This is a genomic window from Mongoliitalea sp. (assembly GCF_054166905.1).
Genome location: NZ_JBSZCK010000015.1, coordinates 40,662 through 62,987 on the forward strand (window position 1 = coordinate 40,662; position 22,326 = coordinate 62,987).

The window sequence follows — 22,326 nt, forward strand, 5'->3', positions numbered from 1 at the left end:
AGTTTATTTGTAAGCCACAGGGGAAAACCCTGTGGCTTTTTTATTTTTCAATTTTATCCAATACCTCCTGATATTTCTTGTCCTCCAAAATACTTAGCCCAAACAAGGGAGACGTATATTCCACACGTCTAAATTGACCAGGAATATCTTTGATGTCTTTGTTGATCTCTGTTTGCATTTTTTCCATTAAGGTCTTTTTAGCTTCCGGATCATTTTTCGCTACCGGTTCTTTTTCAAACTCTTTTCTTAAAAATAATTCCAAGTTTGACGCTTTTACTTCCCGGATAGTAGCCTTTACAGTTAGGTTATACTTTTGGACCTTAGAAAAAATTCCTGCCATTTCATTTTCCACCTGAAGCATATCTACCACATTGTACGTAGGTGATGATGGATAAATGTTCAGAGCGCTATTTCTTCCCGAACCACCAAATCGATCCCCAATCAAATGTGCATTATGAAAACCATTTTTGGCTGCGTCTGTTTGTCCCCTTGGATTCCCTTCTGGTTTGAATACCAAGTCTCTTCCTTCAACTTTTCGTTCTTGCTCCTGATAAGGAAGCTCTTGGCTCAACTTACTAAAGCTTATTCCTACTGTAAAACTTGGCCCAGCTTGCCCATCAAAGGTTTTGGTTTTATAGGAAGACTCATAGCCACCTTTGACAGCTTTCATATTGACTTCATCAGGCACATAATTCTTGTGCACATAACCTGATTCATCCGCCACAACTAATTTCCCATTGACAATTGCTAATTTTTCAAAATTCGCTTCCTTCATGCCGGGTGACCTTCGAATGGTATATACATCCAACTTAACTCCATTTTCATCCCTAGTAGATTTGGCTACATTGTAGACGGGCTTACCGTCGTGCATATTTTCCGGAGCACTCACCGCTTGGAGAAAAGGAGTGATATCCCCATGTTGGGTCAATACGGATTTATTCAAATAATTTGTCAGCAAAGGTAGTCCATTAGGATTAGTGCTTGGCTCACCGTCTACAGGAGCACCATTCGCAGAACCTCCCGAACCTTTCCAGTCATACTTCCAAACTCCCCCATCTTGCCTTGGAGTAATCGACTTAAAGACTGGATGATTCTGTTTGGTCTTACGCGCTACTTCATTGGCTTGATCGGAGGTAAGTTTGCCGTTGCCATCTTGGTCTTGCCTTCGTTCCTCCTCCTTCATGTAACTAATACCTGCATCTATTTTTTTCTGTTTTTCAGGCTCATTTTTTGATTCGTTTTCACTGCCTAGTCCAATCTTTTTCAAGAAGCTCTTACCAAGCTCTTTTATTTTGACCCACAAGAATGTAATTCCCTGAGCTACTCTTGCCTGAATCTGAGTAATGATCCCAATGACCTTGGAAGCCAAACTTCCGATCCCCAACAAATTAGCCATGAAACCAATAACTACTGGTACAGCATTAGCCAAGGCATTTTCAATAGCATTGGCCACCGCAGAAATACTTCCACTGGCTACAGCCCGAACACTCTGAATAAAAGCTCCCACCAAGGTCATGATTTGGGATGCCTTTTGCACAAAGAAGGTGACCACATCAATAATGGTCATAGCAGCCTTGATAAAAGCACTTGCGGGAGAAAGTACCCCCATCAACCAACGTAATCCAGCACTGATGATGGTATCTCGGACCATCGTTTTGATGCCTTCAATAACGGTTTCTTTCAAGTCATTAAACTGCCCTTTGATGTATTCCCATAATCCCGTCAATCCCTCATTTTTCAAAATCATCAAGATTTCAAAACCCGTTTCAAAAGCTTGCATAATAGGTTCACCAATGATCTTGACCCCAATGGCCCGGACGCGGTCCCATGTAAAACCAAGTACTTGGCTCACTAATGAGAAGATTCCTTTGAGTGAGAAAATATCCTCTGGCATGGTAATACCCGCTCCTCCCAAGGTTCCTGTCAACCAGCCTATCAATCCTGCTTGTAGATGTGATAAGAAATTTCTTCCAAAGTTTTCAAGTCCCGTACGAACTCCGCTGACCAGATTATTCAGGAAACTAATAGGATCTTTGATGATAGTATCTACCACGTCTGCCACAGCACTAAGTAGATTCAGGAACATCTCTTTGAGTGCACGGATGACCTCCACTACTTCACTCATTGCGTCCATGGCCTTACTGAAAAGTCCCTTATTTTCAAGTTTCATCTGCTCAATCCGTGCATCTACCGCTTGCAGACTTTCTATGTATTGATTGGCCAAACTGTCAATAAGTGCTTGTTCTTTGGATTCCACACTACTGTCAAGCTCATCAAATTGTCCTTGGATTTCCAAAGCTGCTTCTGCACCCAATGCTTGAAGATTGGCAGGCAAGGAAGCTACGTAGTTAGCTACTTCTGCACGGCCCTCTTGAATGGTACTTTTGGCTTTGGTCAATTCAGCCGCCACAGTGCTCGCAATTGGATCCAGTGCCTGATCAATGTAATCAATGTAGACTTTTCTGCCTTCTGTAAAGAATCGGTTGACCTCGTCAGGAATACCGGCAAACTTATCATACACCCAACGGGCAGCACCATCCACTCCTGCATAACGCTCTGCCTTATAAGCTCGCATTCTTCGTGCCACATGTGCCTCAAATAGTTGTTTTCCAGTTGAAGCAGCTGTTGCAAACATCTGGGTGACTTTTTCTTCCAAGGCATTGAGAATATCTTCCACCTTCGTTTTGGTTTGCTCATAGATAGCTTCTATTTCAGTTGCTATCTTCGCCCGCTCCGCAGAATCATTACTTGCAGTTTGTTCTTGCTTTTGTGTCAATGCTTGAGCAGAAGACAATCGATCTCCATCGAACGCAGCCAAATGGTTTTTACTTTCTGATTCGGCTGTTTGTTTGGCTTGATTCAAGACTGAACTTTCCTGTTCCCTAAATTCACCTGGAGCCGTTTCATTATGTGCTTTCGCCTCTTGCAAGGAGTCCAAAGCCGCAGAAAAAGATGGTTCATTTGCTTTTGAGAGTTGCTCTTCAGTGACCTGATTGGATTCCATGAGTTGTTGAACTTCCATGAGATTGTCTTGAAGAGGGGTATGCACCTCTGCATCTGATTTGGATGGAGGCATGGCCTGTCCAGCTCCAAGTTCTCCAGGCAAAGGAAGTAAAATTGGATCTGGAATCGCCTCTACCTTTCGTTCCACCACAGCTCCCACATCAGGATCAGCCTGACTACTAGCTGCTATGGGACCAGCCGCCTGTTCTTGTTCCTGATTGACTTGAGAGGTAGCCTGCTGTTGAATTTCAGTCAAATTATTATGACTCTCAAATCGGGTGGCTTCATCTGGATTTCGGGGCAACTGCATTTGTGCAATTTGTGCCATCAAGGCTGCCTTGAACCTTGCTGCATCAAATGCATTTGGCTCCTGCCCTGCCATAGCTTCGACCTGATTGGCTTGAGCAGCCCCCAAACGTTCATTCGCTGCCAAAGGAGCACCTCCCTGTGCCCGTGCAACTTCTACCCCAGGGTCATTCTTAGCGGTGGCTTGTTTGGAGGCTTGCTTACTGTTGTCAACCAGTGCACCAAAGTTTGAATCATTTAATGGATTGGCTGGTTTGTCGAATGGTTCTTTTGGATCAGAAGAAGGAACAGGCTCAACGATTTCACCCAATGGATTTTCATTTCCAAAATTCAATGTCTCAAAGACATCGCTCAAATCTACTTTATTGGATGGCGTGGATGCATTGGAAGGAGATGCAGGATAAACGGATGGATCAATCATCCCTTCCTTTTTTGGGGAATCCGGGTTCGTAAACAAGCTGTTTTCCTGCAAAAAATCACTTGGCTGATTCACAAATGTATGAGCCGTCCAATCCTTGGTTTCACTCCAGGAATCTTTTGTATTCATTAAGGATTGTTGCTGCTGATTAGCGGTGTTTTTCCTCTTGGACTTGGGTTTTTCTATATGTGTGGCAACAGCTCCCATGCTTATTACCAATTAACAAATAAAGTATCCCGCATCCAAGGCAATTTGATGACCGAAATTCCCCAAGGAAGGGAATCCATCAAAAGGTCCTGAGCTTTTCTTTCTACAATCAAGCGAGGCTTATCCAATTCAAGTTTACCATCTCGGTGGATAAACATTTCCCTCAACCCATCAGGACTGGTTGATTTCAGTCGTTGCCAATGTTGGATGATAGCCTTTAACAATGAATCAGCCTCGTCTTTGACCTGCGTATCCAACTCCCCAAAGCGTTCAACCGGATAATTTGCTGGAAGCCCACATAGCAATTTTTCCAAAATCAATTGATTCTCCATAACCTCGTACTTACCGGAACCTAAAAAATGCAATGCTTGAACGGCTTTGTCCTTAGAAAACTCTATCATTTGAAGTGCCTCATCGAGGTAGCCCAAGGTCTTGAAATATTGCCGAATAAATGGATGGATAATGACTAATCCTGCATTTGGCACATACAAATCAATCGTAGCACTCACTTCTTGCATAGCAGACTCTGTTTCAGGTCTATCCAACTCTTTGTTCAATTTTTGGGATGGTTTTTTAATGTCTACTGATGTTGAATCAATAGCTTTTCCTTGAAGTAATTGCACGAATATCCCTCGGTCATCCATGTCACCCATATCAGCTGCCATGTTGATATGATTGGAAAAATCCCTTTGAAAAATGCTTGCCAGCAGAGGAGCAAAAGCCTTCAGTTGCCTGGTGGATATTCCTTGCAACGTGGGTTTTAGCCAAGTCAGGATGGTTTTACTAGACTTGGGATAGTACCAAGAGGCATAAAAAATCACAGACCAAAGCCATTTTCGATTAGTTCTATTCAACCGCCTTTGAAGTATAGCAGGATGGATTACACTTTTAAGCTGACCCAAGTTCAAAAGCTGAAACAACAGTTGATCATCCAATTGAAAAATCATCCGCTGAAAAGATCGACTATCCTTTAGTAAGATTGGTTGAAGTTCTGAGACCAAAAAACGGGCTTCCATATTTTTCTCAGCTGTCAACAGGAGATTTTTTAATTCATCTTGTAAATCATAATTTTTGGGTACATACCAAGGTAAATTTCCATACTTTAAAAAATGGGAAAATACCTCCAAGAGCCGCACTGTTGGTGGTTGCTCCTTTTCAGGAAAGGTTGGTTTAGACAAAAACAACTCCAACTGCCGTTTCAAATTACTTTCCAATTCTAACAAAAAGCTAGCAGGATTACTTGAGAGAAATCGATTTTCAGGGATTTTTAAATCTAGATTGACTGTTGCTAACTGTACATGATTTTCGATGGCATAGGATTTCAAGAGCTTTTCCAATAATGGAAGCACATAGCGATGGACAAACTGCTCCGAATACTTCATCAATTGCTTGGAAGTCATGGAGGATTTCATCTGAATTTCAAACTCCAGTTTTTGTATGACTACGGTGTTATCCTTCATCTACGTCCTCTCAGCAATCGTAAAACTCTCAATAAATGAACAATCAAGGGATCCACATTTGAATCGAATCCTTGCTTGATTCTAAATTCAGCTATGGCTTCCAATTGAGCGGCTACTTGTTGAAGATTACGGAATACCACAGGTTCTTTCAGTAACTCCTCTAAAATTTCTAGCATCGCCAACAGATCTTTCTCAAATTCCAACATCACCTTCTCTGGCACACATCCAAGCATAGTGTAAATGATTTGCATAGAGAGGACCACGATTCCTGATAGAATAATCACCTCATTTTCATTGGTATTACCACTCAATCGCTTACGCAACACTTCGAAGGTCTGTACCGCTTGTGTCAATTCTAAAATCGTCCTTCCGTTGACAAAAGTTTCGGGATCTTTTTCATAAGCTTGAACAGCATTCAAAAATGGAATTAAATCATCCCTCACATCCCTTGGCGTAAACCTACTGCTTAGCGTTCTTGATAATTCTGCCTTTAACTCATCAATTCTTCCCAATGCCAGTTTGGTGCAATCTCCTGTATCTAGGCTAGTTTCATGGGTGAAAGTGATCGATTGACTAACCTCTCCACAAGGAGTTCTGACAGTCAATCGGACTACATTAGTCCCATCAGCCACAGATTTCAATTCTAATTTTTCGGAGGTATTAGACCCAACTGCTCTACCATTGAGCGTCCACTCAAATGAATTTTCCTGGACAGATGAATGAATCACATGCAAACCTGATGCTGCATCGAACTCATGTTTTAAAGCTATGCTTGGGATTTCCCTTATGACAATACTCTGATCGGAAAGCTCCCCTCCTACATTAAACTGAATAGCTGTATTAAAAGCTCGGAATGAGGAGGTCAAAACCAACTCATTATCTCGGATAGAAGCCCCTGTTACCCGGTCTACCAATTGAATTTCTGTCCCCTCAGGGCTTAAGGTAAACGGCACAACAGCGGTAGCAGATGCCGATTTACAGAATTCGGCCTGAATGGAAAACTCTAGTGGGCTTTGCTCATCCACAGGCGGTGTTACGATCATGGCTATGGAGGCACCTTTAGAGCAGCAAAGATATGGCAGGGAAAAATCAGCAATTACACGGTTTGTTTTTGGATCGTATACCAACACAAAAGTACCTCCATTGGGTACCCCAGCAAAATGCTCTAAACCAGGATGCTTCCTTGCGAATGCCGGGAAAGTCAACTCTTGAAGAATACGCGCCCTTCGAATCAATGCCTCAGAAAACAGCGCTTTCAAGAAATCTCCAGCACAGCAATTCTCTTTCAAGCGATTGAGTACAGAGAGGTATTGATCTTCAAAACCTTGGCGCTGATAGGATTGCTGAGGATTGGTAAGCAAGCCACTCAAATAGTTGAAAGCTGACTGAGTCACCTGACAGAGCTCGTTGAGCGCATTTTCGTAGGCAACCAAACGTGCAGCTGTTATCTCATTCAACTCATTGGGTACTTGATTGAGCAAAGCAGCTATGGCTGCAAGCAAGCGAGTGGGTAAAGTTACTCGCAATTGTCTATCGGTTGTATTCCATTGGTTGATATCCGGAATAGCCACACGTATATCTCGATCAAAGTTTGCAACTAGATCATTCACAGAAAGATTGCCTGCAAAATTGATGGCTTCAAAGGCATTCCCTATATCATTGGTCCCTTTGGAAAAGACCAAAGACTCCGTAGCGACATTTTTGCGGTACACAGTTTTTGTAGGCTCCATAACTGTACCAGCACCCATCAAGCTAGTAAATGGAACTCCCAGTAAGGCACTTCCAACAATTTCTTTGGGAGGTTCTTTACTAGGTTGGGGATTGACCATGGATTCAAGTATTCTCAACGTTTCGTCGGACAACTTAAATCGATCAGGATCAATTTTAGCCGTTTCTACAACCCCAAAGTTGATATCCTGCAAGTCCAATAAATCTTTGAATCTCCCATGCCCTCCATTGGCTTCTTTGCTAAATCCAGTTAAGAAAGAGGTGGCCAAGCTAAACAAACAGGATTGTTGATCCCTCCAGGTGATCAGCATGGTCTGTAAATCCTGGAAAAATACTGGGTAGTCCTGATAATCAAACGTACTTGGAAGTCCCTCACTGCTGAGACAAACCACATCGAAATTCAAACCGTAGCGCCTCTTTTTTTCTTGAAGAACCTGCAATGCACCTGTTGCCCAATTTTTTTGAAATGCTCCTTCAATTCTGAAAAAATCCTTTCCTGTCAAATCAACCAATAATCGATCCTCAGAATTTTCCATTTGAATCCTGGTATCTGACAGTCCAAAACTCCAACTTGTTCGAAGCACCGGATTAGAGACATAATATCGTGGAATGGCTTTGTCAGAAAGTATTGTTGATATTTTCGAAGGTCTGATTTCTACGGGAAGAGCAGTATTTATGCGATAAGAATTGAGCAAAGCCTGATAGCGATCTACCAAGGATTGGATTTTTTCTCTCAATTGAGGATCAGTTGCCAAAGCAGGAGATTTGTAAAAGCCATGCCGGAGACTTGTATCTTGTACAGCTCCCAATAGAATATGTTTAGGAAATGCTGTAGGGTCCAAATTGCAAACAGCATCTGCTGCACGCGCTGAATTTAACAATTCATTATACGTAGCTACCAAATCCTGTAAAAAACCATAATCATATTGCGAGGTTGCACTTTGAGTAATCCTAATAAAATTCAGCCTTCGCATATTGGCCGGAATAATCAACCCCAAGGCACTTACCAGATAATCAAAGAGTGTCAAACTAGACTGGGTAAGCGTTGGGACAGTGTTGTTGATGACTGTCTGATAAGGCGTCAACCGAAAATTATTCTGAGGGCCGAGCAAACTTGCAGCAGTCACCCGAGGTACATGGATTTCCTGAATTTTTTCTAGATTGGACTGTTGGATGCTGAACCTTTGGAAAAGTTGATCATCTCTTATCACCGTGGACAGCACATCCTCACGATCAATAAGAAAATAGCGCAGGTTAAATATTTCGGGTATTCCTTGAGAATCGCAGTCCGTATCGTTACATACATCATAGGGTTTGGTGAAATTTTCCACATATAGCACCACGACAAAATTATTGATGGACAAGGTGCTTAAAGGCCTAGCCTCTGAAAAATTCTTCGCTTCTTCCGCTGTCAACAACTCTAAAATGGGTATTTCTGTTGTTGGATTGCGCATAAATGGATTATATCGAACCCGGTGATTGGTAAAAGGGAGGTAAGCGGTAAACTCTTTATTAGATACAGCTATGGGTGATCTTTCAGGTGAAGGAGATTTTGAACGAAGTTTAAGTAAATCCCCATCAGTGGTCAAAGCTGTGCCTTGCTGAATGCGTAACACTCCATTTCTGAAGCTGGGCTCCAAACCACAAATTATACCCGCTCCTGTCAGGGATAACCTGGACATCCTATCCTGGGTATCCAAGTACTGAATCAGGAGATTCAACTGAGCAGCAGTCAATAATTGATTATCTGCAAAGGATTTATATCCGGTAGGAATGTCTTGAAGTTTCATAACCTTAGTGTTTTAATTTCATAGATTTGTTCTGCCAAGGATGATTTTTCCTTCGGTACTGCTATTTGCACAATCATGCAATTGCCCGGAAGGATAGATATTCTTGAGTTGTTGGATAGCTTGGATAAATGCTGGAATAGATGTCTGCCTTCCAGCTGCTTTGTCAATCAGGAATTTCCTGAGATTTTCTTCGAATTGAAGCAAATCGTTGTTACTGTCCTCTACTGCATTCTTTCTAAAGCCAACCCAGCAAATTTTGGCTAAAATATGGGCAGGGATTTCCCTTCGAATCACATCCTCGGCAAATGCCCGAAAATTCAGATCGGAAAACCGTTGGGTGTAGCCGGGCAGGACAACGCTCAAGCGAAAGGAATATGGATCCGCAGCACAAGGAGATGCACAATCCTCTTTGCAAATAGGAAAGTAATACTCCGGATTGCTTTGATTAGCCTCATTTGGAAGTAACAAAATATGCTCAATGATATGGATTCCCTCATCTGTAAATTGATTCATCAAAAAGTCAATCAGTTCAAAAACAGCTTGTTTCACTTCCTCAATGGTTTGAAAGAGTCTGAATTGCCGAGCAATTATCCGCTTAGGATCTTGAAGGGAACGGATAGCAGGATTGATGATATTAAATGAAAATTCAGCATTCTCAGATTTGACAATCTCAATCACATGGACTGACTTCCTTCGTCTGAAATTGGTGTTTCGGATGTTTTCGATGGCTTGACGATTGGTATTGATAGCCTTGAAGATACTTTGGTACATTTCCTGTTCAGCCGCTTCCACCGTGGCATAATTTTCAGTGGCTGTCAAGACAATCTGATTCTCAGCATTCCGGATTCTCCATCGGAATTCGGTAGCATTCGCATAGTAAACCTCGGCGAATTTCTCCGTAATGGAGGTTCGTTGATATGCCTTATCCTCGCTAAGTTTGATTCCTAAGAGTGCGGCTATCCTGTTTTCCAAGCCAGATATGTTCGTAGTATTCCATAGATTGGCTTCGGTTTGCTTGTAATAGTTCATGGCAGCAGCCCGCTTACTACTAATACGATCGTAATTCCTCAGAAAAGCATGTTTGTTTCTGGAAACAATCCCTGCGGAAGCATCTCCGTAGACGCGCTTCATCAGGAATGCATAATTGCCGAAATTCTCTGCAAACCGGCCAATCAAGTGGTTTTTGATGTCGGTAACCCTTCTATCTGCATCATCCAAATTGCCAAAAAGATCATAATTTGAATATTGTTCAAAGTCTTTGAATAGTTCTCCTACTCCTTTCAAATCGCTGATTACTTGAGAGAAATAGCTTTTTCCTAGGGTTCCATCTACAGAGAGTTGTTCTTTGACCTGGGAAAGATGCTTGAAGTAGCTTGCTAGTATTTGATCAAAAAATAATAAATATGCCTTGAGCTGCTTGGCCTGAGCAAGCCGGATGGGAGTTTCTTGGTCAGACAAGCCCATATGGCCAATACCGTAATTTTCAGGGAAATTATGAGTAATGCTATGATAGTGCTCAATGGGAAAACTGGTACTTGCAGGAAACTCAAGGGTTTTGTTTACCGAGCTTGCAGCTAAATCTATGCGATGCTTGGAGCTTAAGCGTTCTTGATGTGCCTTAACTTTTGCTGGATCGATTGTAATAAAAAGACCTTCCTTAGTAAAAGAGAAGACACTTTTATCCTCGCAAAGAGATGGTTTATGATTGGGTTTGATGCATAGATTCCATTCATCATCAGCAACCAGATTGCCTTGACAATAGGAAATGCTCATGTCTTCAATCAATAGCACCCCATCTATGGATAGAATCACATTCATGAGATCGCTCAAGCGTACCTCAGAGCGCAGTTGCTTTTTACGAAGTTCCTCATCTTTGATAAAGCCATGTGTTAAAATCGGACCTTCAAAAATATCTTCGGCCCTTTTGCCACTATCTAAAAGCTCCTTCAGGGAATAAAACTGCACCTTCGGAGAAAAGTATTCATCGATCAGAGCCAAGATCTGTGCGTAAATCTGATGCTCATCTGCTTGGGGGGCTATTTCTATGGCTGCGCAAACACGGATTTTTTCAGGTTTCACTAATTGCACTTCAGCAATATCCTCACAAAGGTTTCTATTGGCATGATAGCGTTGAAGTACTGCTTCCTCAATGGGTTTGGTATTGGATATCCCATCCGCCAAATCCAACCATAAGGTGTACAGTCCTTGGATAGTTGTTTGCTTCACAAGAGAGGAAGGAATAGCTTCCACACTTTTCGGATCTAATGAAACCGCTCCTTCTCGACAATTGATATGCAAGACAGGTTGATAGGGTCGTAGAAAACAATTATGAATTCGCAAGGGATCCACATCGATGAGCAACTTCCGGTAATCAAGTGCCGTGAGTGCTTGATTGGGCAAAATTTCATGAGCTTCAAAAAATTGTCTTTTTCCCTCCGGATCATGCAACAAGTCCTGCACCGGCATATGTAGACGTAATCCCAAATCCGTGATCGCATAACACAGGATCTCCAAGATGGTAATTCCCGGATCATGTGTATTGAAATCCGTCCATAGTGCAGACCCTAAAGATTCGATGTATTCAATTCCTTGCTTGCGCAAGAATTCAAAATCAAGATCATTCTTGGTTTGCGTAGATTTCGATATCTTGGATTGGGAGGACGCCATAGATTATTACTTGCTACATGTATGATTAACTGGATTGACTTGATGTGTAGATCCACTGACAATGATCGTTGCGGGTGTATCCGGATGGATTTTTTTTCCTTGCTCTTGTAGGCCTATGCGCCATGATAAGCCACCTATGAAATCTACATATTCCAGATTTTCAACAAAATAAACCACCTGACTTCTATGAATCTCCCGATTGAAATTGAAGGAATTTCTCAGGTCAAAAGCCCATGGGGAGAGGAAGTTGGTCAATGCTTTTTTGAGTTCTTGCTCATAAAAATTACGGTCCAATCCCACCCTAAACTGTGCCCGCACCTGAATATCCACTTGGGCATAGGTTGGGTTAACTACATGCACCGAAATAGCTGGACTGATAAATTGCTGTAAAAACTCCTGAATTTCCAATCGCTTAGCTTCAGAAACCATCGGATAGTTCAAAGCAGCCATATCCAAAGGCCGGTGTTTTGGTACGACTACCACGGTAACATGTCCAGCTGCATGATAGCAGGTCCCCTTGGTATGGTTCAGGCATTTGGCCAAGAGAATTTCAGGATACTCTTCCAAGACCAAATGCTCAAAATCCCATAAAGTCACCGCCCGTTTTTTGTGCCTTAGCCGTTCGGAAATCCTTCTGTAAAAATTCAGATCCGATTCCAACCCTTTTCCTCCTACACTTGCATAAGGTTGCGCTATACTTTTGATCGGAGCACTTCGCTGTTCCAGTTTGGAAATAGTTTTAGAAGGCAACTGATTAGGCAAATGCGTGGCCTTCCAAGGATTCATGGCTTCTAATCTGACCGCTTGCGCATGAATATGATAACATCGGCAAACTGCATCACTCGAGGCATTCAACTTGATTCGCAACCAAGTCAAGCCCAATGGAAAAGCAGGATTATCATGTGTTATCGTCGCAGGTAATTGGATACTAATGATTCCTGAGGATAGAAAATTCTTGGTTTCATTGAGCAAAATAGCGTCCTTGGATAAAACTTGCCAACCTGATGAACCCAATACAGACCATTCCGCTGCTTCAGAAGTTACTTCTAAAGAGTTTTCAGTTCCCTCTTCGAGTTGAAAAAGCAAGGAAAGTGTATCATTGGCTAGCGCATGAGACAGTCCAAGATAAAGATGCCCTCCTTTTTTATAGGAAGAACTGAGTAAAGTTTTTCCTGTTCTTTCTCCCAAACCAAAAGGATGAATGTAAAACAGTTTATCATTGCCATATTCTTGGGTAATCTGCGTATGAGCCTTGTAAGAAAGCTTTAGATCCGCTGCTAAGGGTGTGTAGGGTTCATTGGGTAAAATCTTATCCTTTTCTTCCGAAGTTAGGACCATTGCTAAAATTTTGGGATACAGTTCATGCAAAAATGATTGTTGCAGATTTACCCGGATTTTAGCCTGAGGCATTTGTGAAATACTTTGGGTAAAACGGAGGTCAAAATGAAAATCATTACTCCCCTCTATTTTTTTGAAGAGTAAATGGGCGTCCGAATTATTTCTTAAAAGCTGACCATTTTGAAGTACTTGATACCTGTACGTAAAAAATTCATTGGAATTGACAATCATACTGGCAGTAGTTCTCGAAGAAACAGGTTCGGCTGTAGCATCCCTTCTCCCTTCCATTTTTCTTACGGGTATAGTAAAGTTTATAGAAGGATAATTCGTGATAAGTGAACCTGCTTTTGTCAGCATCTGATGATGAGCAACCATGGCATTCTGGGCCGTCACATAGAAGCCGGTTGAAACATTTTCTTTGGCCTGCTCCACATATGCGCTGTAATGCTCTCTGAAATCAGCTGGTGTATTTTTCCAAACAAAGGAAAGATTTACTTCTGTGCAGTTTTTCTTGAACGCTTCTCCATAACCAAAATTAAAACTTGATCCTGCAAAGGGTCTGGTGGAAAAAGGAAAAAATGGCTTGGTAGGATTCAGTAAGGTTTGATCATTTTCCAATGGTACGTTGCGAACCTCGCTGACGTCGACCGTCAAGTCTATGCTTGTAAATCCAACTTTTGCAAAATATTGGGAAATCACATAGGCATCTTCATCTTTTACTTCCCATTCAAATTTCAAGGCTGCAAGAGAATTCAGTTGACTCCAAACAGGGTCTTTACTCACTAAAGGAACTACTGAAGGAAAGCCATTATCCAAGTGGATCGTCAGCTTCAGTTTTTTGGGATTGGCTATTTCAACATCTGAGGGCAGTAAGTCTAATCCAACCCATTCTTTTTTGGTAGAAATGCTCAATTGCAAGGCATTGACCAAATCAACCGAAGAAAAGGGAATCTGGGCTTCAAACTCGAATTCCAAAACTATCCATCGCTCCCCCTCTTGCATCCAAAGGGTTGGGGAGGCAATGACAAATCCTATCTTCGGACGAGTTTGATTGGAATCCTCAAAGCCAGTGCTTTCACCAAAAGTTGGCCAACTTTCCTGCTTTTGAATAGCCTCACCATCTCCAGCTTCCCAGTCCTTGATGATGGCTTGTGCCAGTGTCCCGTTTTGTGGATGGTGAAAAATAGTACGGATATCAGCCACTTGTATAGCATTGATAACCGTTTCGGAGGAACTTTTGTACAAGAGATTTTCTCCAGCCTCGTTTTTTCCGGCCAAAAAGGAAGTCCCCGCAGCCAATCGATGGTTACTAGCTGCTTTAGCCAACTCTAACACCACAAAAACAGAGTCAGAAGTAGGTGCCTGTTTCTCAAATTTCAAGACTTCCTGATAGTAGAAATCCAAATGTCTTTTCGTTAAGCCATTGAATTGTGAGCGACTGATTTCCAACAACTTGAGAAAGGATATAAATAGCGTCAAATGAGGAGTAAGATTTCCTTGCTTTTCGTAGGATTCCAGGGATTTCTGAATTTGGTTTTTGATCGTATCAAGTTCAAAACCGCTTGCCTGTCCAAGTTCCTTTTGCGTATCCATCACTTGCTTAAAGAATTGTACCCAATCTCCATCCACTTGATTGGAGGAGTTAAAGTAATTCAGCTCTTTTGCCAGCTTACAGGCCACAATCACCCAATCCTCTACCCCAAGCTCCATCAATTGAAGCTGTGAAGGATCCAAATCCTTACGGTAACGGCTTTCTTGTGTAGAACCGTTACGGTTGTGAATACTCAAGCGATCGTTGGTAATAGCAGCCATACTTAGATTTCTATACCCTCATTTTTATAGAATGGAAACACCTTGTTTTTTCTTGAATTAGTCGCCCTCACCAAGTACGAGATGTCTATATTGACCCTGCCTTGGATGATATCGTCTTCGTATAGTTGAATTTTCAACACCTCTATTCTCGGTTCGTAATAAAGAATGGCTGTTTTGATCAAATCCGAAATGTATGTAATCAAAGTCCTATCCAAGGGATTGAAAAGCAATTCTTCCAGATTACAGCCAAACTTGGGATGCATGATGCGCTCCCCCTGTTTGGTAGTCAGCAAAATCTCCAGAGAACTTTCTATATCCAGTTCTCCCTCCAGCATGCGTGTGGCACTTGTCTCTTTGGAGAAAGTGGGAGGAAAAGACCAGCCACTTCCTAAAAATGGTTTTTTATTTTCCATAACTAACCTATTAAAACTGTAAATTCTCCTGCAGTTATAAACCCTCCATGGGCTGTACTATCTCCCATCCGTGCTGCTGGCATGCCGCCAATAAAGACAGTGGATGAACCTGCGATGATAGCATCCGGTGGGCCTGTGCAAACAGCCATATCACCTATTCGAGCTGCTGGCATCCCTCCGATCAAAACCGTCGCTTCACCCGGTGGAAGAATCGGTCCTCCTACATGCGGCACAGTCCCCGTCACCATTGGGCAACTATGCATATCTGTTATTCTAGCGGCAGGTTGTCCCATGGTTTAATTGATTTGTACTATACTTCCTTTCACGATTGTATTACCCCCACTACTAATCTCAGCACTTGCTGAACCACTCAATTTTGCCTCGGCACTGGCGGCTGCCTCTATATTCATACCCTCAAAAATGATATCCTTGGCAGCCTTGATTTTCAGATCTTTTTGAGTTAAAATCTGTATACCTTCCCCGTTCATAATCATTTGGTTATCGTGTTCATCCTGAAGTATCAATTCATCATTTTCTTCATTGATTTGAATCTTTTTTCCGGCTGGAGTTTCAATGCAAATTGTTTTGGTCTCATCATTGAATGTAATTTTCAATTGCTCTCGTGTGACTATGCCCTTGATTGGGTTAGGATCCTCTGCTTGAATGGGAGCTGGTTTTGCTCCACTGTGCAAGCCTCCCAAAACAACAGGCTGATTGGGGTCTTCATTTAGAAATCCTACTACTACTTCATCACCTATTTCCGGTCTGAAGAATACCCCTCGCTCATTTCCCGCATCAGGAGAAGCAACCCTGCACCAGACACCCTCGTCGGCAGTAGAAATGATAGGAATCTTCACCAATATCTTTTCTTCGCCTTGAGCATCTTCCAATTGGGAAACAAGGCCAATATGCAGGCCTTTAATGGCTGGAAGTAGTCCAGAGGCTGATGGTGCATGAATTGGATAGGTTTCGGAAAACCACTCTGGATTGAATCCAAACTGCACATCGACTGTCCAATTACCCTCATAAATCTGATGAAATACACCTGATACCCATGCTTTTCCAGAAAACCGTTCACCTACTCCCTCCAACTCTATGCAGGTATTCGGCAGCACTGTTGGTATCCCCTGAAACTTCACCCGACCACGGATTTTGGAAAGGGATTGATACAACATGGTACCCTCTGTCCAACTTTGAAGTAATTCATCGGAGAGATTCCCTCCATTCTTCAATTCATAGGTACTTAAACCAATCACTTTTGCCAGATCTTCGTTGCTTACATTGCCATGCAGACCCGTATTCTCGAGATTTTTTTCCCATTCGATGATTTCCTGACGCTCAGCATCCCATGTTTGGGCAGTGATTTTTTGGTATTGATTGCGTGCATCCATCTGGGCATCAAAATCTAAGATGGTCGCTCCAAAAGTTACCTTTTGAATTGAATCCTGTTCAAGTTCAGGCTTAGACATCTTCAATTGACCATCCGATACAAAACAAAGTAAGCCACAAGACTGAGCGCGGGAAACCATAAAATCCCAGTCAGTTGATTGGTACTGCACCAATTTTTTGTGGGTATAAGTGGTAGCCTCCAACTCAGTATCTAAGGTATAATTGGATAAGATGTTTTCTATAGCTTCCGAATCTGTTACATCGTGAAAGGTTTGGGTCTTTTTGCCTACGGTCATTTTGACGGCCTCATCCTTACATTCCACAATCAGCATGGATGAAGCACCCTTGATCTTAATTTGATGCTTGACGATGATTCCCTTAAAAATCAAGGCTTCCTCACTATGATATCCCGCAGAAATTTCCAATACATTTCCGGGTAATAAATTCGGCAGGTTACTCAATTGAAAATCCCTGCTAGCAGGGTCACCATCAGCAAAGATCAATTTAGCCATAGGTATCCGGTTCACTTCTTTGTGTACCGTCATACTGAGTAATTGGAATCTATTGGATACCTCTTCCCCATTGATGGTTACCGTAACAGTGACCAAATCTGGATTTCTTCCTGTCTGAAAGGACTCTGAATTGCTCATGAACTCGTCTTATCTAGTGGTGGGAAATAGATGTAGGTACCTACCTTCAAATTCCTGAAATCATAAATTCGATTGGCACGTGCCACTTCCAAATAATACTTAGAGTCTCCATAGATTCTATTGGCCATCAAAGGAAGCGTATCCCCTTGCTTGACCTCTCGGAAATGGGTCAAATCGGGGGACTGATTGTTCTCCATAGCCACCCGTAGATTGTCCTCTACAAAACCAATCACCTTCAAACTAGCCACCGCCCTCAGAGGTGTACCATCGGGTCTAAACAACTTGAAGGTGATATCCAAACTGGTCAACACGCCTTTGAACAAGAGCGAGCCCCAGGCGATTTTCAGGTAATTGGGCCGGTGTTGCTCTCCTTGGTAGTCAAAGGTGACTTTCTTAAACTGCTCTATATCATCGATAATGCCTTCAGAACTTGCCGGGCTATCTTTAATCGCTCCCGTACGGTCAAATAGAAATTCAAAGGTCAGCTCCTGAGGTAATATTTTATTGAATTTAGGCGCTGTACTGCTTGTTCCAGGTGCTTGGTCTTCGTTTTGAACAGTGGTATAGCTGAAAGTGTAAGTATCCGGGTTTAGCAATGCCGTATAGGTACCATCAGGTATCTCATTTTTGAATTCTTCATCGCTAAATGCTTTGATAAATAATTTTTTCAATGCTCCGGAGTTACTCATCATCGTTCCTTTTTGCGTTCAATTGTTTCAAGCACTGCATCCACCACTTCCTGTACCATATCCTTGGAGGAACCTGAAGTAGCTCTTGGAGCAGGTTCCCGTTCGGGTGTCACCTGCACTTTAATATGCAATTCTCTGATTTCTATAGGCATACCTTAGATTTTAATCATTTTGAAATAGTTGTACCGAAGTTCAAGGGTCTCCATGAGGACTTTGCTTTCTTGAGAATTCATCTCTGCTGATTCCCATTTGACAGGTATAGCCCCGACCACAGACCAACACATCAATGGCTCATGCTTTTCATTGAGCAATTTGACCATTAAGTCAATGGGCGAAAACTCAAAATCTTCGATGGCTTTTTGACACCATTGGATCAATTTGGATTCCACCACCAAGCCTCTTTTCAACATCAGCTGATTAAATTTGCTTTTAATGGGAAGTGCATGTTTAAACCTGTTTTCACCACCTTCCGAGACCTCCTCAATCTCCAATTCCGATACCAGCCCTGATACGGATTGAAACTGCACGTCCAACTGCTGAGAATCTATACCAAAAAACTCAACAATGAAGTGAAAGCCTACGGGTGGATAGTACGTCATGGGTTAGGAATGTAGAATGGTTAAGCCTTCATGAACCAACTCCATACTTTCAATGGCCACTTCATTCCCATCTGCTTTGAGGTCTGTGGATTGAATCTTGGTAGGCCAAGCATTTTTCACTTGCCAGACTACTACTGGTTCATGCTCCTCGTTGAGTAGGGCAATTGTCAGGTCTCTTCGTTCCACCTTATTCATGGAAATGGTCTTGTACCAATCAAAATAATCATTGTCACTGGCGAAGGTGCCACGTTTTAAGGTGATGTTGGCACTCTTTTTAAGGCCTGGCATCTTAATTTTTCCATATTCAGGACTGGCACCATGTCTGTATTCAATGACCTCTGTTTCCAGATCCAATCCGGAGACCTCTGTAAAACCTATTTTAGCCCCACCCCACTCAACTGTGAAATGAAACTTGGATAAAGGATAGCTCATAGTATGTTCTTATTTTGTTGATCAATGATTAAGATTCTTGCATTTTGTGAGAGAAATTCAGGACAATGAATTCCGCAGGTCTGACGACTGCCATTCCGATTTCCACAATCATGTAGCCATTAAGAATGTCCTGCGCTGTCATCGTCTGCCCCAAACCAATCCGCACATAAAAGGCATCGTCAGGTGTAGCACCGGCTAGTGCACCAGCTCTCCACTGAAGGATGAGAAAATTTTCTATCATAGCCCGAACTTTCACCCAAGTATTGGCATCGTTGGGTTCGAAGACAAACTGTTCGGTTGCCTTTTTGATTGACTCCTCTGCCATGTTGAAGAATCGACGAACAGGCACATAGCGCCACTCATTGTCATTACCGGCCAATGTTCGGGCTCCCCAAACCATGATACCTTTCCCGGTAAATGGCCTGATAGCATTGATAGATTTACCTGTAGCAGGATGGATATTCAAATTATCCTGTATCTGTCGGTCGATTAAGGTGGTCACATCAGCTACCTGATTGAGGGAAACGTTGGCAGGTGCTTTCCATACTCCCCGCTCGCTATCTACCGAAGCATAAACTCCCGCGATGGTAGAACTCGGAGGAAGGGTCAAATACTCCTTTCTGATGGATTGAAAGATATTTTTCAGTGCAGGGATGGCATCTTTGGCGGCTTCTTGTGTGCTCTTGATCAAGTCATCTGTACTCTCGATGATTACATCTAGTGAAGATCGCAATACAGGCCAGAATCCTGCAAGTGCCTGTACATGCGGAGAAATCCGATCTGAATTAGACGTACCAGTGCCAAAATAATCTGTGGAGGAAGAACTTGCAGCTGCCATATCCAGACCAGATGCAGATACTATGGAAAAGGCGGAAGAAAGGGCGCTGGAGTCTGCCATCATTTTTCTGATTTCCTCTACTATTTCAAAAATAGCCCCAGAGGATTCCGAACCACCTAACTTACCCTGAAGGGTCTCAAAAAGAAATCCTGCACTTCCTCGGTGTCGAATAGTAATATTGGTCAATGAGCCCACATCGATGGCATCCCTCACGGTGTCGATGACCTGTACATAAAATGTCAACAACTGAATAAGAGAGTCCCTATTTCTATTCAGACGAAGGTTAGCAATTAACCGCTCCGCTCTTGCCTCTATCGAAGTAAAAGCAGGTGTTCGGATACTATTGAAAACAGACTGGATTTCTTGAAAGTCATCTACCAAATTATCCAAACTGTTGGCTGTAGACTTAGCTGCAGCATCATCTATCAAATCGGCCAAGTCAATTGTTGATCCTCCGGAGGAAATACGGCCTTTGAGGTTTTTATAGGAAATATCCCTCGGTAGATTGGCTTTGATCCAGGGCGTGTAAGCAGCTCCGTATTTCAGGAAATTCATCCCGATACCATCCCGGAAATCATCCACAATTTCTGCATAGTCTTTACCCGCATTTTCTTTCAAATCAAACACACAAAAACGATCCTGCAAATCATTGCATTGTCTCAACATGGCACCATGCAAGGTATTCATATCTCCTTGAGACATAATGGAAGCATCTGGAGATAGTAGAATCGTAGGCTCATCTTGCTTACGAATGGCATCCAAACCTCTCAGCAATCCCGGACTGATGCCATCTCCATTTTGAACCGTATCTCCATATTTGCCTACCGAAACAATGTAGCAAGGCCCCCCACCATTGGCATAAAACATCCGAACAGCCTCATACAAATAGTAACGCTCTGAGACATCTACACCCAATACTTCATTATTGGGTCCTAGATTAATAGAATTGATGGTCACATCAGGAGCACCTCCGAAGAGTGTTACAAAATCAAGTACCGAGGTTATTCGCGTGGGCTTATTCAGCAAATCGTCGTTGTTGATCTTTTTAGCTTTTTGGGTATAGCCAATAAACGCAGGGATTGCGGTTTCTACTTGTGCAACCGAGGGAGGAAATTTGGAGACCTCCCGCACATAGACACCGGGGGTTTTGTATGTACTTGCCATAATTTGGTTGTTTTAGATGGTTAGAAATATTTCTGAAATAGCATTGGAGTTTTCTAGTGTTATTCTTGGAGATGCAGGATTGGGAAACTGTATCTCAAAAGATTCCACATCATCGATGTATTCATCAGTGATGGGAATAAATCCATTTTTCGTCATGGGTAAGCGCTGAGATGTGGTCAACACCTCCCCCGAACGGAAAATGTACCGCCAAAAGGACTGTCTATTGGGAAAGCGAATGGTCCAACTAGGAGCTGGAAGATATGTCCCATCAGCTGCCAAGATCCCCTCATAAGTGGAATCAAATGGAGAGACTGCAATGGAAAGTAACCCTATACAGCTTGTGGGCAGCAGCATTTCTTCTTGGAAATTTCTGATCAGTTGTTCCTTGGAAACTACAAAGGAACTATTGAGTATTCCTTGGTTAATTGCCGGTAAAGTGGGCATATAATCCACGGGTGGATGGTTTGCTAGGAATAGCAATTGGTCGGCATGGAGCTCCAAAGCCGTGTATTGTAAGAAATCAGGATCATTTAGGACCAGAAAAAATTGAAGCACATCTTCCGAACTCAAAGAAATCAACGGTCTGCGATCATCACTCAATTGACCAATCAATTGCCAACGATCTTCAGTACTTCTAGACAAAAGTCTATGATTGGTTAATAATTCGGTAGTAGCCTTACTTGGTACAATGCTTAGAAAATCATTCCAATGATATTTTCTGATCCGTTGTGCCTGAATTTCTTCATCTACATCTTCAAAGCGGGATAATCCTCTATCCAAAAAATAGTCATGCAAAATTCTGAGTTCTAAAATGGGTCTATATGTAATTACCTCCTGCATAGCTTACTTCGTTTTCAGTTGAACGGTGGTAATCTGACCAACTTGGGATTGTGGTATTCTCAATTCCAAATCAATTCCGCTGACCTTATAAATGGCCGCAGGCACCTGTTTGCATCCAATCGTTCCCCATATTTGATTCAATTCATCAAAGGAAGGATTATACAGCTCCATCGTAAATCTAAAATCAGCTATAGTTCTCAATTCCTCGCTATCCCGATTGAAGTGGGTGTTTTTATCAGTAAATATTCGCTTGGCTTGAAAGTATTCAATTAAAAAGGATAGGTTTTTGAGTGCATTATCATACCCTGCAAAATTACTGGCAAACATAACATAGAGGTTTAGAGGTACTTTTTTGTTCAGTCGCTGTACCTGATTATTGGCATGCATGTGGTTAGGTACATTTTTTAAAGTTGCCTCCTGCATGGTATGAATCAAGGATACGATAACCTTTTCAGCGCTTTCATCTTCTTCCAACTTACTTACATGATTGATTTCAACAATACCCGGTTGTTCCATGAGTTCTGCAAAGGCATTCCCAAGGTCAGCAGCGAGTATATGGAGGGTTTCGTAGATCATGATGTGC

Annotated in this window: 15 protein-coding genes; all 15 read right to left on the reverse strand. The window is 42.3% G+C overall.

The features are described 5' to 3' along the window. Positions 1-40: 40 nt before the first annotated feature. Genes ACXIUD_RS05265 through ACXIUD_RS05335 form a run of 15 tightly spaced genes read right to left on the reverse strand, consistent with a single transcriptional unit; the run spans position 41 to position 22,319 of the window. Positions 41-3,934 carry a DNA/RNA non-specific endonuclease gene (locus ACXIUD_RS05265; protein WP_458051573.1) on the reverse strand — a complete coding sequence of 1,298 codons (3,894 nt, stop codon included), beginning with the start codon at positions 3,932-3,934 and terminating at the stop codon, positions 41-43. 5 nt (positions 3,935-3,939) lie between these two features. After that, a complete protein-coding gene (locus tag ACXIUD_RS05270) occupies positions 3,940-5,394 on the reverse strand; it encodes a contractile injection system tape measure protein (protein ID WP_458051574.1) in 1,455 nt (484 codons plus the stop codon). Then, on the reverse strand, positions 5,391-8,912 hold the full coding sequence (locus ACXIUD_RS05275; RefSeq protein WP_458051575.1) for a hypothetical protein: 3,522 nt from the start codon (positions 8,910-8,912) through the stop codon (positions 5,391-5,393). The genes ACXIUD_RS05270 and ACXIUD_RS05275 overlap by 4 nt, the downstream gene beginning before the upstream one ends. An 18-nt stretch (positions 8,913-8,930) precedes the next feature. Beyond that, positions 8,931-11,579, reverse strand: coding sequence for a hypothetical protein (locus tag ACXIUD_RS05280; protein ID WP_458051576.1), 2,649 nt, complete (start codon positions 11,577-11,579; stop codon positions 8,931-8,933). A 6-nt stretch (positions 11,580-11,585) separates the two neighbouring features. Further along, on the reverse strand, positions 11,586-14,729 hold the full coding sequence (locus tag ACXIUD_RS05285; RefSeq protein WP_458051577.1) for a baseplate J/gp47 family protein: 3,144 nt from the start codon (positions 14,727-14,729) through the stop codon (positions 11,586-11,588). Positions 14,730-14,731: 2 nt separating this feature from the next. Next, on the reverse strand, positions 14,732-15,142 hold the full coding sequence (locus ACXIUD_RS05290; protein WP_458051578.1) for a GPW/gp25 family protein: 411 nt from the start codon (positions 15,140-15,142) through the stop codon (positions 14,732-14,734). Positions 15,143-15,144: 2 nt separating this feature from the next. Then, on the reverse strand, positions 15,145-15,435 hold the full coding sequence (locus tag ACXIUD_RS05295; protein ID WP_458051579.1) for a PAAR domain-containing protein: 291 nt from the start codon (positions 15,433-15,435) through the stop codon (positions 15,145-15,147). A gap of 3 nt (positions 15,436-15,438) precedes the next feature. After that, positions 15,439-17,181: a type VI secretion system tip protein VgrG gene (gene vgrG / locus ACXIUD_RS05300; protein ID WP_458051580.1), complete on the reverse strand. Its 1,743-nt coding sequence runs from the start codon at positions 17,179-17,181 to the stop codon at positions 15,439-15,441. Next, complete coding sequence (locus ACXIUD_RS05305; protein WP_458051581.1) at positions 17,178-17,873, reverse strand: CIS tube protein; 696 nt, start codon at positions 17,871-17,873, stop codon at positions 17,178-17,180. Before ACXIUD_RS05305 ends, vgrG begins: the two co-directional genes overlap by 4 nt. Continuing rightward, positions 17,870-18,022, reverse strand: coding sequence for a DUF5908 family protein (locus ACXIUD_RS05310; protein ID WP_458051582.1), 153 nt, complete (start codon positions 18,020-18,022; stop codon positions 17,870-17,872). The genes ACXIUD_RS05305 and ACXIUD_RS05310 overlap by 4 nt, the downstream gene beginning before the upstream one ends. A gap of 3 nt (positions 18,023-18,025) precedes the next feature. Then, positions 18,026-18,469: a phage tail protein gene (locus ACXIUD_RS05315; RefSeq protein ID WP_458051583.1), complete on the reverse strand. Its 444-nt coding sequence runs from the start codon at positions 18,467-18,469 to the stop codon at positions 18,026-18,028. Positions 18,470-18,472: 3 nt separating this feature from the next. Further along, a complete protein-coding gene (locus ACXIUD_RS05320; protein WP_458051584.1) occupies positions 18,473-18,901 on the reverse strand; it encodes a phage tail protein in 429 nt (142 codons plus the stop codon). Between the two features lie 28 nt (positions 18,902-18,929). Continuing rightward, the gene (locus tag ACXIUD_RS05325; protein ID WP_458051585.1) at positions 18,930-20,903 is read right to left on the reverse strand and encodes a phage tail sheath family protein; all 1,974 of its coding nucleotides are present in this window, start codon (positions 20,901-20,903) and stop codon (positions 18,930-18,932) included. Between the two features lie 12 nt (positions 20,904-20,915). Further along, positions 20,916-21,743, reverse strand: a complete 828-nt coding sequence (locus tag ACXIUD_RS05330) for a hypothetical protein (RefSeq protein WP_458051586.1) — start codon at positions 21,741-21,743, stop codon at positions 20,916-20,918. Between the two features lie 3 nt (positions 21,744-21,746). Beyond that, positions 21,747-22,319, reverse strand: coding sequence for a DUF4255 domain-containing protein (locus tag ACXIUD_RS05335; RefSeq protein ID WP_458051587.1), 573 nt, complete (start codon positions 22,317-22,319; stop codon positions 21,747-21,749). Positions 22,320-22,326: the final 7 nt, after the last annotated feature.